Origin of the sequence: Nocardiopsis metallicus (assembly GCF_014201115.1) — a bacterium.
Lineage (GTDB): Bacteria > Actinomycetota > Actinomycetes > Streptosporangiales > Streptosporangiaceae > Nocardiopsis > Nocardiopsis metallicus.
The window spans coordinates 375,101-392,105 of the sequence record NZ_JACHDO010000001.1 but is presented as its reverse complement, the minus strand read 5'-3'; the positions used below and the strand labels follow the sequence as shown (position 1 = coordinate 392,105).

Below are 17,005 nucleotides of genomic sequence, written 5' to 3'. Positions count from 1 at the left end.
CGCGGAGGGACACCGCCTCGCCCGCGTACTCGCGCACGGTCTGGACACCTACACGGAGGAGCGGGGGGGCTGACCGGCCTCGAGGTCGGAATCGAGCACCCGTGACCACCCCGCACCGCGTCCGGAGTTTTCCTGAGGGACGCCTGTGGCCGCGCCCCTGAGCGGGGTGCGGCCACAGGCGTTGACGCGTGTTCCCGTTCGGACCGGGCTCTAGAGCTCGGCCATGACCTCGTCGGGGATGTCGGCGTTGGTGAAGACGTTCTGGACGTCGTCGGAGTCCTCCAGGGCGTCCACCACCCGCATGACCTTCTTGGCGGTCTCGGCGTCGACCGGGACCTCCATGCTCGGGAGGAAGCTGGAGTCGGCGGACTCGTAGTCGATGCCCGCCTCCTGGAGAGCGGTGCGCACCGGGACCAGGTCGGTGGCCTCGCAGACGATCTCGAAGGCCTCGCCGAGGTCCTCGACCTCCTCGGCCCCGGCTTCCAGGACCGCCAGGGTGACGTCGTCCTCGGTGGTGCCCTCCTTGGGCACGATCACGACGCCCTTGCGGTTGAACATGTAGGACACCGAACCGGCGTCGGCCATGTTGCCGCCGTTACGGGTGACCGCCACGCGCACCTCGGAGGCGGCGCGGTTGCGGTTGTCGGTCAGACACTCCACGAGCAGGGCCACGCCGCCGGGGGCGTAGCCCTCGTACATGATGGTCTGCCACTCGGCGCCACCGGCCTCCTCACCGGAGCCGCGCTTGCGGGCGCGCTCGATGTTGTCGGCGGGCACCGAGTTCTTCTTCGCCTTCTGGATGGCGTCGTAGAGCGTCGGGTTCCCTTCGGGGTCCCCACCACCGGTACGCGCGGCCACCTCGATGTTCTTGATCAGCTTGGCGAACAGCTTGCCGCGCTTGGCATCGATGACGGCTTTCTTGTGCTTGGTGGTGGCCCACTTGGAGTGGCCGCTCATGGGTGTCCTTTCACGATGTCGACGAAGAGGCGGTGGATACGCGTGTCGCCGGTGAGTTCGGGATGGAAGGACGTCGCCATCAGGCCGCCCTGTCGTACGGCGACGATCCTACCGGCCTCGTCCGTGCCGGGTACGCGTCCCAGGACGCGGACCTGTGGGCCCACGGACTCCACCCAGGGGGCGCGGATGAACACCGCGTCGAAGGGGTCCTCGCCGATGCCGTCGACGTGCACGCCCGTCTCGAAGGACTCCGTCTGGCGGCCGAAGGCGTTGCGGCGCACCGTCATGTCGATACCGCCGACGGTCTCCTGGTCGGCCGTACCCCCGAGAACGCGGTCGGCGAGCATGATCATCCCCGCGCACGTGCCGTAGACCGGCATGCCGTTGGCGACGCGTTTGCGCAGCGGCTCCATCAGGTCGTACCGCACGGCGAGCTTGGACATGGTGGTCGACTCCCCGCCGGGGATGACCAGGCCGTCGACGGAGTCGAGGCGGTCGGCGGACAGGACCTTCACGGTGTCCGCGCCCAGGGTCTCCAGGACGTGCACGTGTTCGGCGACGTCCCCTTGGAGGGCGAGGACGCCGATGGTGGGTCTGGCGGTCAAGTACGGCCTCACTCTGTGGGTCTTGCTGTGTGGGGAGGAGGTGGATGGTGGGTGAGGGCGGGACGGCCGGGTGGCGGAAGGGTTCCCTTCCACCGCCCGGCCGCCGTCCGATCGCCCTGTCTACTGCCGCTACCAGCCGCGACCGGCGTAGCGCTGGGAGTCGGACAGCTCGTCCAGGTTGATGCCGACCATGGCCTCGCCCAGGCCGCGCGAGACGCGGGCGATGACGGACGGGTCCTCGTAGTGCAGGGTCGCCTGAACGATGGCGTCGGCTCGCTTGGCCGGGTCACCGGACTTGAAGATGCCCGAACCGACGAACACGCTCTGGGCGCCCAGCTGGCGCATCAGCGCGGCGTCGGCGGGGGTGGCCACTCCGCCGGCGGAGAACAGCGGCACGGGGAGCTTGCCCAGCTGGGCGACCTCCTTGACGATCTCGTACGGGGCGCGCAGCTCCTTGGCGGCACCGAACAGCTCGGGCTCGTCCAGGGTGCCCAGGCGCTTGATCTCGCCGTTGATGGACCGCATGTGGCGGGTGGCCTCGACGACGTTACCGGTACCGGCCTCGCCCTTGGAGCGGATCATGGCCGCGCCCTCGGCGATCCGGCGCAGGGCCTCGCCGAGGTTGGTGGCGCCGCAGACGAAGGGGACGGTGAACGCCCACTTGTCGATGTGGTAGGCCTCGTCGGCCGGGGTGAGGACCTCGGACTCGTCGATGAAGTCCACACCGAGGGACTCCAGGACCTGGGCCTCGACGAAGTGTCCGATGCGGACCTTGGCCATGACCGGGATGGAGACCGCCTCGACGATGCCGTCGATCATGTCCGGGTCGGACATGCGGGCGACGCCGCCGTCCTTGCGGATGTCGGCGGGCACACGCTCCAGGGCCATGACCGCGACGGCACCGGCGTCCTCGGCGATCTTGGCCTGCTCGGGCGTGACGACGTCCATGATGACGCCGTTCTTGAGCTGCTCGGCCATGCCGCGCTTGACGCGCTGGGTACCGACGGCGTTGTCGGAGGTGTTCGATGCGTTGGTGGCCACGGTGGTGGGCTCCCGTTTCTTCGGCTGAGCGGACAGTGCGGACTCAGGGCAGCGGGCTCGGCGGTCACGCGTGGGTACACGGACACCGTCGGCGCCGCGCACCCTGGGTCGACCAGCCTCCCATCCTAGTTCTACCCTGTTTGTGACCTTTGGCCAGGCTGGAGTATTGGCAGGTGCGGCCTGGCCACGCTGTCCGTTCGGTGTCCGCGCACCGGCGTTTTCAGCGCTGCGGCGGCCGGTCGTCCATCTCGAAGTAGTCGGGCAGTGCGGCGGTACCGGCCAGGCGCAGGAGGCGGACCAGGCGGGAGCGGCGGGCACGGCGGGTGTCGGAGACGGCGTCGTTGTGGAAGACGCGGGCCAGGTGCACCCCGCGCGCGGCGACCGCCACCTCGGCCAGCCGGTCCCGGGAGGGGCCCTTCGGGGCGGGGTGCAGGGCGGCGCGCAGTTCCCGGGAGAGTTCGCTCTCGGCGAGTTCCCGTTCCTCGTCCCCGGCGCGCCGTGCGTGATTGGCCGCGACCGACAGGGATTTCGCGGTCAGGGGGTCGAGTCCGGGGTCCGCGGCCAGGTCCAGGACGGCGGCGGCCCGGCGCAGCAGGGCCGCGTCCAGGGCGGCGCGCGCGGTCTCCACCCGGTGGTGGAGGCGGTCCAGCCGGGTGGCCCGCCAGGACAGGTAGAAGCTGAGCAGGACCAGGGCGAGCAGGACCGCGGCGACCGCGCTCACGAAACCGACGTCCTCGATCAGGGCCGACCACCCCTGAGGCGTACGACGTCGGTGCCCTCGCCGCTCTCGCCGTCCCCCATCAGGACGGTCTCGTACACGTGGGCGATGTCGGCGGCCACGGTGTCCCAGTCGTAGGCGCGCACCGCCTCGCGCGCGGCCACGGACAGGCGGGCGCGGAGTTCGGGCGAGTCCAGCAGGGCCCCGGCACGTTCGGCCAGGTGGTCGGGGTCGCCGACCCGGAAGAGTTCTCCGGCGCCGCCGCCGTCCAGTACGGCGGCAAAGGCCGGGATGTCGCTGGCGACGACGGCGGCCCCGGCGGCCATCGCCTCGGTCAGGACGATGCCGAAGCTTTCCCCGCCCAGGTTGGGCGCGCAGAAGACGTCCGCGGAGTGGTAGGCGCGGACCTTGTCGGCGTCGCCGAGCCGACCGAGGAGCACCACCCGCTCGCGCAGCGGCTCGGGAACCCCGGACAGGTCGGGTTCGCCCGGTCCGGCCACCAGCAGGCGCAGTCCGGGCCGGTGCGGGGCCATCCGGGTGAAGGCCGCCAGCAGGATGGCCAGACCCTTGCGGGGTTCGTCCAGGCGGCCCAGGAAGCCGATGGAGCCGCCCTCCCCCGGCCAGCCGGGCAGGGGTTCGGCGCGCGCGAAGCGGCGCACGGACACGCCGTTGGGGATGAGCACGGCGTCTCCGCCCACGTGTTCGACCAGGGTGCGCCGGGCCGCCTCGGAGACCGCCACGCGCGCGTTGATCTTCTCCAGGGCCGAACGCAGGGCGGTGGAGGTGGCGGCCATGGCCCGGGATCGCCGGTTCGAGGTGTGGAAGGTGGCGACGATGGGCCCCTCCGCCGCCCAGCAGGCGAGCAGGGAGACGCTGGGCGCGGCGGGTTCGTGGATGTGCAGGACGTCGAACCCGCCCTCGGCGATCCATCTGCGGACCCGGGCAGCGGTGCGCGGGCCGAAGCTCAGGCGGGCCACCGAGCCGTTGTAGGGCACCGGTACGGGACGCCCGGCCGGGACCAGGTAGGGCGGCGGGGTGTGGTCGGCGTCGCCGACCGGGGCGAGCACCGAGACCTCGTGGCCCATGGCGGTGAGCGCCTCGGCGAGGTCGCCGATGTGCTGCTGGACCCCGCCGGGGACGTCCCAGGCGTAGGGGCAGACGATCCCGACCCGCATCCCGGTCCAGCCCTTCTCCCGTTCGTCCCCGGGTTCTCGGCCCTGCGCCGGTACCCGCCTCCGTGACAGCGCTCGGATCACCGCCGCTGTTCCAGGCCGTGCCAGGTGGCCGCCTCGATCTCGCGGCGGCGGGCCCGGTCGGCGTCGTGGTCGGCGCTGAACACGGGCTGGAGCATGTGCCAGTCCTCGGGGTGGCGGGCGATGGCGCCCTCGAAGACCCGGGCCAGCTCCTGGGTGGTGTCCTGGATCCGCCGGGTGCGGGTGCCCTCGGCGGCGACGGGGATCTCGTCGTGGATACGGATGTTCCAGCGCGGGCCGTCGTACCAGAGGGAGACCGGCATCAGGGCGGCCCCGGTGTTCAGGGCCAGGGCGGCGGGGCCGGAGGGCATCCGGGCCTTCTCACCGAAGAAGTCCACTTCCAGTCCCGTGCCGTTGATGTCGCGGTCGGCGAGCAGGCAGACCAGCCCGCCCTCGCGCAGACGGCGGGCCAGCGTCCCGACGGTGTTGGCGGCCCCGCCGGTCAGGGGTAGCACCTCCATGCCCAGGGACTCCCGGTAGGCGGTGAACCGCTGGAAGAGGCTTTCGGGGCTGAGCCGCTGGGCGACGGTGGTCAGCGGGGTACCGCGGGCGGCGATCCAGGCGCCCGCGTGGTCCCAGTTGCCCATGTGCGGCAGCGCCGCCACGACCCCCCGCCCGGACCGGACGTGCTCCTCCAGCACCTCCACCCCGCGCTGGCGGGTGTTGGCGAGGATGTGCTCCCGGCCCATGGCGGGCAGTCGGAACATCTCGTAGTAGTAGCGCATGTAGGAGCGCATCCCGGCCTTGGACAAGGCCCTGAGCTGGGAGTCCGTGGCATGCGGGCCGACGAGCCTGCGCAGGTTGCGCTCCAGGCCGCGGGTGCCGTCGTTGTGGGTGCGCCAGGCCCGGTCGGCCAGGCGTTGGAACACCGCCCGCCCGGCCCGCTCGGGTGAGCGGCGGACCAACGTCCACCCCGCCGAGTAGGCCAGGTCGGCCATGCGTTCGTCCACGTCGTTTCCCTCGTGTTCCCTGGACCGTTCTCCCGGTCCGTGTTGCCTGTCCTGCGTGTCCCGAGGCCCGTCCGGCCGGGGCCTCAGGCGCCGTTGCTGGTCTTCTCGTCCTCGCCCTCGCCACCGGCGTAGCCGGGGTCGTTGAGGCGGGCGCGGGTCTCCACGAGGCGCTGGAGGATGGTGAGCAGGCTCATCCCGGCCAGCAGCCACAGGCCGCCCGCGAGAATGTAAGGGACCCCGAGCTCGCTCAGCCCGACCGCCACCAGGACGATCACCAGGCGTTCGGTGCGTTCGGCCACGCCGACGTCGCAGTTGACGCCCAGGCCTTCCGCCCGCGCCTTGATGTAGGACACCATGAAGCCGCTGATCAGGCAGAACAGGGTGAGTCCAGCGAGCATCGGGTCGTCGCCCTCACCCACGAACCACCACATGAGACCGGCCAGGATCGCGGCGTCGGCGACCCGGTCCAGGCTGGAGTCGAGGAAGGCGCCGAAGGCGCTGGCGCTGTCCTTGGCGCGGGCGACCGCGCCGTCGAGCATGTCGAAGAGCGCGAAGACGGTGATGATCACCGAGCCCGCGTAGAGCTGGCCGCGCGGATAGAAGTAGAGGGCGCTGACGACGACACCGGTCGCACCGATGATGGTGACGATGTTCGGCGTCAGGCCGATGCGGGCCAGGCTCCGGCCGAGCGGAGCGGTGACCCTTGAGATCATGGGGCGAAGGATTCTCAGCATGTCTTCTTGTGATCGTAGGGCGGGAAGGGTCGTGGGGGCGGGAACCGCACCTGCTGGGGGTGGCGTCGGCCTAGGGGCGCCGGTCGGTGTGGGGAATCAGGCGGGGCAGGGGCGGGCTCGGGCTCACTCCCGGGTCCAGAGTTCGGCCAGCCGGGAACGGGTCTGCTCGAGCATCTCGGGCAGGACCTTGGTCTGGCCGATCACCGGCATGAAGTTGGTGTCGCCGCCCCAACGGGGCACGATGTGCTGGTGGAGGTGGGCGGCGATCCCGGCACCGGCCACGGTACCGAGGTTCATCCCGACGTTGAAGCCCTGCGGGCGGTAGGCCTCGGTGAGTGTCCGGATGCCGGTCTGGGTGAGCTCGGCGACCTCGGCGGTCTCGTTCTCGTCCAGCGAGGTGTACTCCGAGACGTGCCGGTAGGGGCACACCAGGAGGTGCCCGCTGTTGTAGGGGTAGAGGTTGAGGACGACGTAGGCGGACTTGCCGCGGGCCACCACGAGTCCCTCCTCCTCGGCCAGGCCGGGGGCGCGGCAGAAGGGGCAGCCGTCGTCGGCGCCGGGGCCGGTGGGCTTTCCCTCGCCCTTGACGTAGGCCATGCGGTGCGGGGTCCAGAGCCGTTCGTACCCGTCACGCGTCCCGGTCCTCGCTTCGGGGAGGTCGTTTCCCTGGTTCCCGGGCTCGTCGTCGGCACCGCGCATGGCTTGTCCGTTCCCCTCGCCTGACCGATTCGTACTGCTCGTGCTGCGCACTCCAGCATAGAAGCGCCTGGTGGGGAAAACGTCGGAGGCGGTCGGCGGAACCGGGCGCTAGCGGTCACGACCGGGGGGTGGGAGGGGCGAGCAGTGTGCGCAGTTGACATCCTCCCCTGCTTGGAAGAGCAGGGGACTCCGGCCACCAACCCAGGAAGAGTGGGAATCGCTGAGGTTCACGAGAGCCTGACCGCGAACACGGCATCACCCCTGCGGCACACACCCCAAAGGGTGCCGGACTGACGTCCTGCCCTGCCGCGACGCCGTTCGAGCTCGGTCCGCGGCAGCGCGAGGCCGGCCCGCTCGTCCCCGGTGAGCCGCTCGGGGGCGAGCTCGTCCAGCACCGCCCCGGCCCGCTCCAGGTGGGCGAGACGGTTCCGGTCGCCCTTCTCCGTGTGGTCGGCCGGGAAACCCGGGAGCGCACGCAAGCCCCCGACCCGCCGCGCCCACTCGGAATCCGCCGAGAGCGGCTCCCCGCCGCGAGAGGGGCCTTGGCGGGGAACGGCGACTGACGTCGGAGAAGGGAGGGGACCCGCTGGAGGAGGCGCGTGGAGCGGGACGCCAACAGGACAAGAGACCCACACCGCGTCTAGCTTGGCGTTTAACCTCGAGCCCGTGACCGGATACCGTCCCGGTCACGGGCTTCGTTGTTTCCCGGACAGCACAACGGCCTTCGCGTGATCATGTGCTTCAACCACGAACACACCTGATCACAACGAAGGCCGTCACCATGAGTCTGCTGCACCAGCACACCCCTGTCGAGCCACTGTCGACATTGGCCCGATTCCGCTCCCAGTTCCACGCCTGCCTGACCACACGTGCTGACGCCCTCTTCGAGGTCTGCGAAGCCCTGGTCAGCACCCCGACCCCCGTGCGCCACCTGGCACAACTCTCCCTGGAGCCCGAACACCACCGCGGCCACGGCTCGGCCTACGCCGCCCTGGCCCACGGAAGCATCGACACCACCCAACTGCGATCGATCCTGGCCTCGCTGCCCCTGCCCCGCTTCCACGGGCGCATCGTGTTGGCCTGCGATGTCTCCCCCTGGCTGCGCCCGGACGCCTGGACCAGCCCTGACCGGGCCTGGTGCCACACCTACGGGCGCGGCACCGGCCAGGCCGAGATGGTCCCGGGCTGGCCCTACTCCATGATCGTCGCACTGGAAGAGGGCTCCACCTCCTGGACCGCGCCCCTGGACCTGCGCCGCCTGCACAGTGACGAGGACCCCACCACCGTCACCGCCCACCAAGTCCGCCAGCTGATCGCCCGATTGATCAGGGCTGAACACCACCAGCAGGGCGATCCCGACATTGTGGTGGTGGTTGACGCGGGCTATGACAGTCCTCGTCTGGCCTATCTGCTCGCTGATCTGCCCGTTCAGGTGGTGGGCCGGTTGCCCTCCAACCGGGTGCTCTACGGCCCAGCCGAGCACCGACCGATCTCAGCCAACGGGCGCCCGCCCAAACACGGGGCTGCCCTACGGATGGCCGCCCCCGATACCTGGCCCGAGCCGGAGACGGTGACCACCGCTGCCACCCGCCGCTACGGCAGTGCCACCGCGCGCTCCTGGGATCGGATGCATCCCCGGCTGACCCACCGCTCAGCCTGGGCCGAGCACCCCGGTGAGCTACCGGTGATCGAGGGCACCCTGGTGTTGTTGCAGGTGCAGGCTTTGCCCTCGCGGCGCGATCCCAAACCGTTGTGGTTGTGGTCCTCAGCCACCGGCATGCGCTCAGAGCAGGTCAGTCAGATGTGGTGGGCTTATTTGCGCCGGTTCGACATCGAGCACACCTTCCGCTTCCTCAAACAGTCGTTGGGGTGGAACGCACCCCGGCTACGGGACCCGCGATCGGCGGACCGGTGGTCCTGGCTGGTCGTGGTGGCCTATACCCAGCTACGTCTGGCCCGGTTGTTGGCGCGTCAGGTCAGATTGCCCTGGCATCGGCTGGTGGAAGCGGACCGGATGAGTCCGGCGCGGGTGCGTCGGGGGTTTCGGTACATTCGCGCTGACCTGCCGGTGTGTGTGGGTGCACCGAAATCCTGCGGGCCTGGTCCGGGGCGTCCGGTGGGGAGCCAGAACAAGCGTCCAGCTCCCCGATACGGGGTTCCCAAGAAGAACAAAACGGGCACTACGGGGCACCCCGGAGCCAAGCAAGCAGGTTAAACGCCAAGCTAGAGTGGGCCGCTGTCCGGCACCGGCCAGAGGCAGTCAGGAGCGGCGATGACGGGTCCGTTCTGGTGGGATCTGCTCATCGGTGTGACCGCGGCCCTACTGCTGAGCTGGCTCGTGCTCGTCGCGGCCCTGTTCGCGGCCCGGCCCCGGGGCGGGCTGCTCCGGGAGGCGCTGCGTCTGCTGCCCGACGCGCTCCGGCTCATCCGGCGGCTGGCCGCCGACCGCGCCCTCCCCCGCGGGGTCCGGATACGGCTCGCGCTGCTGCTGGCCTACCTGGCCGCGCCCTTCGACCTGGTGCCCGACTTCGTCCCGGTGCTCGGCTACGCCGACGACGCCATCGTGGTGGTGTTCGTCCTGCGCAGCGTGGTCCGCCGCGCCGGGTTCGAGGCGGTGCGCTCCCACTGGCCGGGCACCGACGACGGCCTCGCCGCTCTGGCCCGTATGGCCGGGATCAGCCCATCGGGGCGCTGAACCCCGCCGCCGCGGTCCGGTTGCGCGTTCACAGGTCCGGAGACCGCAGGCCCAGGAGGGTCCTCAGGTGGCGGGGAGACGGGTTGCCGTGGGCGAGCATGGCGTCGTGGATCCGGCCCAGCGGCTCGTCGGGACGGGCCTCGGCCAGATCCCGGGCTATGTCGGAGACCTCGACGTAGCCGACGTAGTACGAGGACAGCTGGGCGCTGGTGAGCAGGGCGCGCCGCCACTTTCCGGCCGCCTCGCCCTCCTCCTGGTGGCCGCGCTCGGTGAGCAGCGTGATCGCTTCCTCCTCGGTGATGTCCCCGGTGTGCACGCGCACGTCCAGGATCGCGTTGAGGACGGCCCGCAGTCGCATCTTGAGCTGGACCATGCGCAGGGCGAGGTTGGCGCGGCGGGTGTCGGGGGTGCTCTCCCCGGACCACCCGTGCGCGGCCAGGACCTGCTCGGAGTGGACTGCCCAGCCCTCGATGAAGGTGCCGCTCATCAGGACCGAGCGCACCCGGGTGTGTCCCCGGTGGCGGGCGGCGTGGGCGAGTTGGAGTGCGTGGCCGGGCAGTGCCTCGTGGGCCATCAGGTTGCGCAGCATGCCCGCGTTGTACTCGCGCAGGAAGGAGGTCCGGCGCTCGAGGGGCCAGTCCTCGGGCGGCGGGGCCACGGCGATGAAGGTCGGCTGACGCCGCAGGGGTTCGTTCGGTGGTGGCGGCGGGAGACGGGTGGTCTGCGAGTGGGAGCTCGGGTCCAGCGGCCCGGGCGGGTCGCAGTAGGCGACCGCCACACCGCGGCGGGAGACCGGCATCGGGATAACGCTGACCGGGTCGTCGTGAACCGTGGCCAGATCCAGTTCCCGGACCCGGGTGTACAGGTGCTCCAGGGCTTCGGTGCAGGCCGGGACGACGCCCTCGGGGGCGAGGGTGAACTCGTCGGCCAGGGCGGAGAGCACCTCGGCGACCTGCCCGGGGCGGCGGGGTTCGTCCGCGTACTCGGCGGCGGCCTCGGCGATGGCCTCCTCCGTGGCCAGGAGGTCGCTTTCGGCACGCACCAGCAGCGCGTCCGGGGAGAGTTCGGAGTCCAGGGTGTACCAGAGCTGAGCGGCGAACCGGCGGGCGCCCAGGCGCGGGTCGGCGGTGGCGAACTCCAGTTCGGTGCGCAGCCAGGAGGTGTACTCCTCCAGCGCGGCCAGGGCGGCCGTGCGCGCGGGCTCGACCCCGGCGGCGTGTTCGGGGTGCTCGGCGGCCAGGGCGGGCACGGCCTCGGCGAGCATCGTGCGGGCGCCCTCGAGCTGGCCCAGGGCGGTCTCCACGTGCACGCGGGGCATACCGGGGCCCTCGGAGAGGCGGTCGCGCGCGGTCTCCAGGTAGGCGGGCAGGGCGGCGCAGCGCGCGGCCAGCGCCTCCAGGCGTTCGGGGACCGGGAGGGTGTCGCGCTCCAGGAGCGCGTAGACGGCCTCGCCCGGTGAGTGGTAGAGCGGATCCCAGGTGTGCGGGCGCAGCTCACAGGTGTGCCACAGGTCCGCGCTGATCCTGGTCCGGAGCATCTCCAGGTCGACCTGGTCGTCGGCGGAGATGAGGTCGGCGTCGATCTCGTCCAGCGAACCGAGGGCGTCGGCGAGCATGTCGCCCCGGCGGGCGTCGGCCTCCACCGAGTAGTCGGTGAGCCGGTGCGCCCCTCGGGTGTCCCCCAGGCCCAGCGCCCACTCGGGGGCGTCGGCGAGAAGTGCGTCGAGCACCCGCTCGGCCACCTCTCGGAACCGCCGGGTCATCTCTGCCGCGTCAGGCTGGGAGGAAGAGCTCATCACGCCATGATGCCAGCCGGCCCGGCACGCTCGGAACGGTTTCGGGCAGCACGAGGACCCGGTTCCCGTTGTGCGGGAACCGGGCCGTGCTCTGTGCGGGACCCCGGCCCGGGACAGATCCTGGTCAGCGCCAGGAGTTCTGGCCCCCGGTGGAGGTGGGCTGCTGCCCGGCCACGCCCTCGGGGTCCCCCACCGTGATCGCGTGCTCGACGAGGGTGATGAGCGTCGACTTGGTGGAGGCCTTGTCACGGGCGTCCACCTGGACGATGGGGATCTCCGGGCTGAGCGTCAGCGCGTCCCGGACCTCGTCGGCGGCGTGGGGGTAGTAACCGTCGAACCCGTTGATGCCCACGATGAAGGGCAGACGCGCCTCTTCGAAGTAGTCGATCGCGGGGAAGCAGTCGGCCAGGCGACGGGTGTCCACCAGTACGACCGCACCGATGGCACCCTTGACCAGGTCGTCCCACATGAACCAGAACCGGTGCTGTCCGGGGGTACCGAACAGGTAGAGGATCAGGTCGGAGTCGAGGGAGACGCGACCGAAGTCCATGGCGACGGTCGTGGTCTGCTTGTCCGGCGTCTTGGCGAGGTCATCCACCCCGACGCTGGCGCTGGTCATGACCGCCTCGGTCGTCAGCGGCACGATCTCGGAGACGGAGCCAACGAATGTCGTCTTCCCGACACCGAAGCCCCCGGCGACGACGATCTTGACCGACGTCATCGCGTTCCCCCCAGCACCGCCTTCCTCGGCTGGGCTAGAGCTTGCGAAGTCCACTGAGCACCCTTTCAAGCAGGTTGGTGTTGGGGCGAGCTTCGTTGTTGAGCGAGGACCTGATCTGGACCAGTCCCTGCTCGGACATGTCCGCCACAAGCACCCGCGCCACACCGAGAGGCATCCGCAACAGCGCGGAGATCTCCGCCACGGATCGCCATTCCCGGCACAGGTCACTGATCGCCTGCCATTCAGGCGTCAGTGTTCCTGACTCGTTCCGGGCCGCCGCTGTGGCCGAGATCAGCGCTTCCAGTGGAAGCTGAGACTTCGGCTTCGTACGGCCCTTGGTGACCGCGTAGGGACGCACCAGCGAACTGGGTGCGCTGCCCGGCGCGGGTCGTTGGTCATACGGTTGTTGGATTGGTCGAGGAACATCTCCGCCGCCCGGCACAGCTGGCATCCCTCCTGTGGGGGGATGGCCCGGCTGTTGTCCGAACCACGAGGCGCTCCCGGCATCTCTACTGTGAGGTGCCACCACTTCCTCCTGTCGGTGGTGGATCAGTGGATTCCCGAGGTGCGCGCCGTTGGTGTCAGCGCCCGCCCCGCCCGCTCGACGAGCAGGGTCATCTCGTACGCGACCAGACCCAGGTCGCTCTCGGCCGCCGCGAGGACCGCGAGGCAGGAGCCGTCGCTGATGGCCATGATGAGCATCAGCCCCCGCTCCATCTCCACGACGGTCTGGGCGACCGCTCCACCCTCGAACACCCGGGCAGCGCCCTGCGTCAGGCTGGACAGACCAGAGGCGATAGCCGCCAGCTGGTCGGCCCGGTCTGCCGGGAAACCCGCGGACGACGCCAACGGAAGGCCGTCTGAGGAGACGACGATCGCGTGGGCGACATCGGGTACCCGGTCGGCAAAGTCAGTGATCAACCAGTTGAGTTCATTCACCTGTCGACTCATCTGATCTCCTGTCCAAGTTCGCCGGTCGATCTGTTGGCACTGCTACCGCCGGCACGGCATGTGACAGCACTGCCTTTGCGAACTACCCGGCCCCTCCCGTGGGGGGCGGGAGTCTGGTGTTCCGCTCCTGTCAAGCGATGGGTGTGGTGCGTCCGAGAAGCTCGGTAGATGCTATTGCATCCGGCTTCCAGGAATAAGAGGGACCCCGTCCCACCACTGGCCACTTGGGTCACTCCTCCGTCGAACTGTCGCCGAGCCGGTTCCGACCGTCGCGGACGCCCTTCTGGAAGCCCGAGAAGCGGTTGCGGACTCGGTCCGCGCTCCGGGTGGGCATCTGCTTGAAGTTCTCCGGCTTGGGTGCGGTCCCCGGAACAAGGTTTGCCTTGGGAACTCGTTTTGGCAAGCCCGAGGTGGTCAGACCACCGGCGAGCGGCTCGGCCGCGGTGCGCGCGGCCTTCCAGCCGCGGTCCGCCGCGGAGTTCCACTCCTGCTCCGAACGCGGGTTGGGCTCGGGCTGCTGGACAGCGCCCCGACGGGAGCTCTGGGCCTCCGGCTGGGCCGCTTCGGGCACCTGCGGGATCGGACCGGTCTCGGTGGTGTCGACGGTGGGGCCACCGGAGCGGCGCTTGAACCAGTTGGACTCGATCGCGTCGAAGATCGGCAGCGAGTCCGCGCCCTCGCCCGCCGGGGTCGGCGGTACGACGGTGTTGTTCGGGCCCTGCGCGCCACCGTAGCGGCGCGAGAGGTAGGCCGTGGAGCCGTAGCCCTCCCTGGAGTCGACGCCCCCGGTTCGCCAGTTCCCGGTGTCGTTGGGTTCGGGCTGCTGGGGCTGCTGAGCCTGGTGGGGCTGCTGCTGAGCCTGCTGGGTTCCGGTGTCCCACGCGGAGACCGCCGGGAAGGACTCGGTGTTGTCGTCACCGCGGACCGGGACCGACGGGCTCCCGTACTTTCCGCTGTCGAACGAACCGGTGCTGTGCGTACCGGTGTCCTGAGAACCCGCGCCGTAGGACCCGTTGGTGTGGGATCCGGTATCGAAGGCGCTGCTCTGCTGCGCACCGGCGCCGAAGGCGTCGTAGGAGTCCGGCTCCTGACGCTCGGCCTCGGTGGGACGGCGGAAGGCCCCCGTGTCCGACGGCGGGCGGCTGAAGGCGCCTGTGTCGGGGGTACGGCGCAGCGATCCGGTATCCGGGGCCTGGAACGAACCCGTGTCGGAGTTCCGGGGCGCGGGGTCGAACAGGCTGCGCCCGGTCGGCTCCTGCTGGGGCTGCTGCGGCTGCTGCGGCTCGTCCTCCTCCGGAACGTCGTAGGGGTCCACAACGGAGCCGGGGTTGTCGGTCACGCCGTTGTTGGGCGAGAGCCCCGCGGCCCGGTTGGGAGCCTCCCAGACCGAACCGGTGCTGGTGGTGTTCCACAGGTCCTGGCCGCTGGGCGGGTGCTCGTCCGGGCGACCGCCTCCGGGCCTGCGCTTGGGCAGGCCGCCCAGGTCGCTGGCCACGGCACCGTCGTCCTGGGTCTGCCAGGGGTCGGCGGGCTCGTCGACCGCCGGGCTGGCGGCGAAGGCCGCCTCGGCGTCCGCGTAGGTGTCCGGAGCGCCCGCGGAGAGCTCGGGCCGGGCATCGGCCCCGCCCAGGGCGTGCTGGCCCTCTACCGGGGTGATGAGCAGGTCCGGCGGGAAGACGACGCTGGCGGTGGTCCCGCCCCCGTGCGCTTCCTTGAGGCTCATGCGGATGCCGTGGCGGTGCGCCAGGCGCGAGACCACGAACAGACCCATGCGGCGCGAGACCGCGACGTCGATGACCGGCGGAGCGGCCAGGCGGGCGTTGACCGCCGCCAGGTCCTCCGGGGCCATGCCGATACCGCTGTCGGTCACGTCGACCTGCACGGCTCCGTTGTCCAGGATCTTGGCACCGACCTGCACCTCGGTGTCATGGGGGGAGAACGCGGTGGCGTTCTCCACCAGCTCGGCGACGAGGTGGATGACGTCGTTGACCGGGCGGCCGAGCACCGAGATGTGCGAGGGTGCGCGCACGTTGACGCGCTCGTACTGCTCGACCTCGGAGACGGCGCCGCGGAGGACGTCGACCAGCGGGACGGGCTGGGCCCACTTGCGGGTGTTGTCCTGGCCGGACAGAACCAGCAGGTTCTCGTTGTTGCGACGCATACGCGTGGCGAGGTGGTCCAGCTGGAAGAGGTCGGAGAGGCGGTCGGCGTCCTGCTCGGACTGCTCCAGACCGTCGATCAGACGCAGCTGCCGTTCCACCAGGGTCTGGCTTCGGCGGGAGAGGTTGACGAACATCGCGTTGACGTTGCTGCGCAGCGCGGCCTCGTCGGACGCCAGGGTCAGGGCGACGCGGTGGACGTCGTCGAACGCGCGGGCCACCTCGCCGATCTCGTCCTGGGTGTCGACCTCGATCGGCGTGACCTTGACGGTCTCGGGGACCGCTCCGGCCTCCTGCATCCGGTTGATGGAGTCCGGCAGGTCGCGCTCGGCGACCCGGCGGGCACCGTCCTCCAGGGTGCGCAGCGGGCGCACCAGGGAGCGGACCACGAGGGAGGTCAGGATGAAGACGGCCAGGAGCACGCCCGCGACCAGGAGAAGGTCGATCACGGTGCGGAGCAGGGCCTGGTCGCGCAGTTCGTTGGCGTCGTCGGCGATGCCCTCGGCCAGGGTCGACTCGACCGTCTGGAGGCGGTCCAGCGCGGTGTCGGCGATGGCCGCGTAGTCAGCGGGGCCGTCGTTGGGCGTGACCCCGGTGAGGGGGTCGTTGCGGTCCGCGCGGTACATGACGCGCATACGCATCGTGGAGACCTGGCTGACCTCGAGACCGGTGAAGTTCTCGTCGAAGACCGCGCGCTGCTCGGGCGAGGCGGCCTGGATGAAGTTCGAGATCTCGTTCTCGTAGCGGGCCCGGCTGGAGTCGATGGCCTCGGAGATACCGCCGGTCATCGTGTTGCGGGCCAGCGAGTGGCCCATCAGCGCGGTCTCGTAGGAGAGCTGGTCGCGGGCGTTCGACAGCGCGGTGAGAGCACGGACGCTCTCACGCAGTTCGGTGTCGTTGGTCTCGTCCGCGATCGTCTGGTTGAAGTCCGACAGCGATCGGGCGATCGTCCGGTACTTGGTGACGACCGGGAGGACCGTGATGCGGGTGTCGTCGACCTCGGCACGCAGGGCGTCCAGAGTGGCGAGCTGGCTGCTCATCGCCGAGAGGCGGGTCTGCGCGAGGTCGCCGTCCATCTCGCCCATGTCCTCGAGCTGGGCGTTCAGGGTGATCTGGAGATCCTTGGTGGCGTCCCGCTGGGCCTCCATCTCCATGCGGAGGTCGTCCGAACGCCGGCTCGGGTCCGCGTTGTCGGAGATGTAGACGGCACTGGCCGTGCGCTCGCGGCCCAGCTGGTTGGCCAGGTCCACGATCAGGACACCCACTTGGGCTCTGTCCTCGATGTGCGCGTGGGTGACCGTGGAGACCGAGGCCTCGTAGACCCGCAGACCACCGAGCGCCAGCGCTACGGCGGTGGGGATGACGATGAGGGCCACCAGTCGGGAGCGCACCCGCCAGTTACGTGGCCGCCACCAGTTGGCTCTGCGCCGGGGCGTGGCATCGGCGTTATCGGCCTGCGCTGCCTCGCTCTGCGCGCTGGCCCCGTTTTTCGTCGCTCGTGTCGACACGGACCCTCGCAACCTTTCGTGTCACCGCCTCGAACGGCTGTTGAACCCAGGGATCGGAACCGCTCCAGACCGGAAAAAATCGGTATAGACCACAGTGGTCCACCAGAACATGAAGCGGTGGGAATGTGGGGAGATGTGAAGACTGTCCGCCGGACTCGCCTGGGAGGAGAGGCGCCGCGCACCGACACTGTCGTGGTGCACGTGCGGTGCATAGCGTAC

16 protein-coding genes are annotated in these 17,005 nt (G+C 70.4%); 2 read left to right on the top strand and 14 right to left on the bottom strand.

Going from position 1 to position 17,005, the window contains the following annotated elements:
- Positions 1-210: 210 nt before the first annotated feature.
- The 9 genes from HNR07_RS01635 to HNR07_RS01595 form a co-directional block, all read right to left on the bottom strand.
- Entirely contained in the window at positions 211-957 is a 747-nt protein-coding gene (locus HNR07_RS01635; protein ID WP_184360984.1) for a YebC/PmpR family DNA-binding transcriptional regulator, read from the bottom strand.
- Complete coding sequence (gene pdxT / locus HNR07_RS01630; protein WP_184360981.1) at positions 954-1,562, bottom strand: pyridoxal 5'-phosphate synthase glutaminase subunit PdxT; 609 nt, start codon at positions 1,560-1,562, stop codon at positions 954-956. The genes HNR07_RS01635 and pdxT overlap by 4 nt, the downstream gene beginning before the upstream one ends.
- 129 nt (positions 1,563-1,691) lie before the next feature.
- Entirely contained in the window at positions 1,692-2,603 is a 912-nt protein-coding gene (gene pdxS, locus HNR07_RS01625) for a pyridoxal 5'-phosphate synthase lyase subunit PdxS (RefSeq protein ID WP_017579715.1), read from the bottom strand.
- 220 nt (positions 2,604-2,823) lie between these two features.
- The gene (locus HNR07_RS01620; protein ID WP_184360978.1) at positions 2,824-3,324 is read right to left on the bottom strand and encodes a hypothetical protein; all 501 of its coding nucleotides are present in this window, start codon (positions 3,322-3,324) and stop codon (positions 2,824-2,826) included.
- Positions 3,325-3,341: 17 nt separating this feature from the next.
- Positions 3,342-4,496, bottom strand: a complete 1,155-nt coding sequence (locus HNR07_RS01615) for a glycosyltransferase family 4 protein (protein WP_184371250.1) — start codon at positions 4,494-4,496, stop codon at positions 3,342-3,344.
- Positions 4,497-4,573: 77 nt separating this feature from the next.
- Positions 4,574-5,524, bottom strand: coding sequence for a phosphatidylinositol mannoside acyltransferase (locus HNR07_RS01610; RefSeq protein ID WP_184360974.1), 951 nt, complete (start codon positions 5,522-5,524; stop codon positions 4,574-4,576).
- 83 nt (positions 5,525-5,607) lie between these two features.
- A complete protein-coding gene (gene pgsA / locus HNR07_RS01605; protein WP_184360971.1) occupies positions 5,608-6,237 on the bottom strand; it encodes a phosphatidylinositol phosphate synthase in 630 nt (209 codons plus the stop codon).
- A gap of 144 nt (positions 6,238-6,381) precedes the next feature.
- Entirely contained in the window at positions 6,382-6,957 is a 576-nt protein-coding gene (locus HNR07_RS01600) for an HIT family protein (protein WP_184360969.1), read from the bottom strand.
- Between the two features lie 227 nt (positions 6,958-7,184).
- Positions 7,185-7,436, bottom strand: a complete 252-nt coding sequence (locus HNR07_RS01595; protein ID WP_184360966.1) for a hypothetical protein — start codon at positions 7,434-7,436, stop codon at positions 7,185-7,187.
- A 302-nt stretch (positions 7,437-7,738) separates the two neighbouring features.
- Here HNR07_RS01595 and HNR07_RS01590 point away from each other — a divergent pair, with 302 nt between their 5' ends.
- Together HNR07_RS01590 and HNR07_RS01585 are read left to right on the top strand one after the other, a co-directional pair.
- Positions 7,739-9,172 (top strand): NF041680 family putative transposase, encoded by a 1,434-nt coding sequence (locus HNR07_RS01590; protein ID WP_184360963.1) that lies wholly within the window; start codon positions 7,739-7,741, stop codon positions 9,170-9,172.
- A gap of 57 nt (positions 9,173-9,229) precedes the next feature.
- The gene (locus HNR07_RS01585) at positions 9,230-9,652 is read left to right on the top strand and encodes a YkvA family protein (RefSeq protein ID WP_184360960.1); all 423 of its coding nucleotides are present in this window, start codon (positions 9,230-9,232) and stop codon (positions 9,650-9,652) included.
- Positions 9,653-9,680: 28 nt separating this feature from the next.
- Here HNR07_RS01585 and HNR07_RS01580 read toward each other — a convergent pair whose 3' ends face one another.
- From HNR07_RS01580 to HNR07_RS01560, 5 genes are all read right to left on the bottom strand, one after another.
- Positions 9,681-11,414: a DUF885 domain-containing protein gene (locus tag HNR07_RS01580; protein WP_184371247.1), complete on the bottom strand. Its 1,734-nt coding sequence runs from the start codon at positions 11,412-11,414 to the stop codon at positions 9,681-9,683.
- Positions 11,415-11,571: 157 nt separating this feature from the next.
- On the bottom strand, positions 11,572-12,168 hold the full coding sequence (locus tag HNR07_RS01575; protein WP_017579707.1) for a GTP-binding protein: 597 nt from the start codon (positions 12,166-12,168) through the stop codon (positions 11,572-11,574).
- A 34-nt stretch (positions 12,169-12,202) separates the two neighbouring features.
- Positions 12,203-12,619: a DUF742 domain-containing protein gene (locus HNR07_RS01570; RefSeq protein WP_239646021.1), complete on the bottom strand. Its 417-nt coding sequence runs from the start codon at positions 12,617-12,619 to the stop codon at positions 12,203-12,205.
- Between the two features lie 98 nt (positions 12,620-12,717).
- Positions 12,718-13,119, bottom strand: a complete 402-nt coding sequence (locus HNR07_RS01565) for a roadblock/LC7 domain-containing protein (protein WP_014909276.1) — start codon at positions 13,117-13,119, stop codon at positions 12,718-12,720.
- A gap of 229 nt (positions 13,120-13,348) precedes the next feature.
- Positions 13,349-16,669 carry a sensor histidine kinase gene (locus HNR07_RS01560; RefSeq protein ID WP_184371244.1) on the bottom strand — a complete coding sequence of 1,107 codons (3,321 nt, stop codon included), beginning with the start codon at positions 16,667-16,669 and terminating at the stop codon, positions 13,349-13,351.
- Positions 16,670-17,005: the final 336 nt, after the last annotated feature.

Excerpts from the sequence above, each read along its gene's own strand:
- HNR07_RS01635 (WP_184360984.1), bottom strand. The coding sequence starts at position 957 with ATGAGCGGCCACTCCAAGTGGGCCACCACCAAGCACAAGAAAGCCGTC.
- HNR07_RS01615 (WP_184371250.1), bottom strand. The coding sequence starts at position 4,496 with ATGCGGGTCGGGATCGTCTGCCCCTACGCCTGGGACGTCCCCGGCGGG.
- pgsA (WP_184360971.1), bottom strand. The coding sequence starts at position 6,237 with ATGATCTCAAGGGTCACCGCTCCGCTCGGCCGGAGCCTGGCCCGCATC.
- HNR07_RS01600 (WP_184360969.1), bottom strand. The coding sequence starts at position 6,957 with ATGCGCGGTGCCGACGACGAGCCCGGGAACCAGGGAAACGACCTCCCC.
- HNR07_RS01590 (WP_184360963.1), top strand. The coding sequence starts at position 7,739 with ATGAGTCTGCTGCACCAGCACACCCCTGTCGAGCCACTGTCGACATTG.
- HNR07_RS01585 (WP_184360960.1), top strand. The coding sequence starts at position 9,230 with ATGACGGGTCCGTTCTGGTGGGATCTGCTCATCGGTGTGACCGCGGCC.
- HNR07_RS01580 (WP_184371247.1), bottom strand. The coding sequence starts at position 11,414 with ATGACCCGGCGGTTCCGAGAGGTGGCCGAGCGGGTGCTCGACGCACTT.
- HNR07_RS01575 (WP_017579707.1), bottom strand. The coding sequence starts at position 12,168 with ATGACGTCGGTCAAGATCGTCGTCGCCGGGGGCTTCGGTGTCGGGAAG.
- HNR07_RS01570 (WP_239646021.1), bottom strand. The coding sequence starts at position 12,619 with ATGCCAGCTGTGCCGGGCGGCGGAGATGTTCCTCGACCAATCCAACAA.
- HNR07_RS01565 (WP_014909276.1), bottom strand. The coding sequence starts at position 13,119 with ATGAGTCGACAGGTGAATGAACTCAACTGGTTGATCACTGACTTTGCC.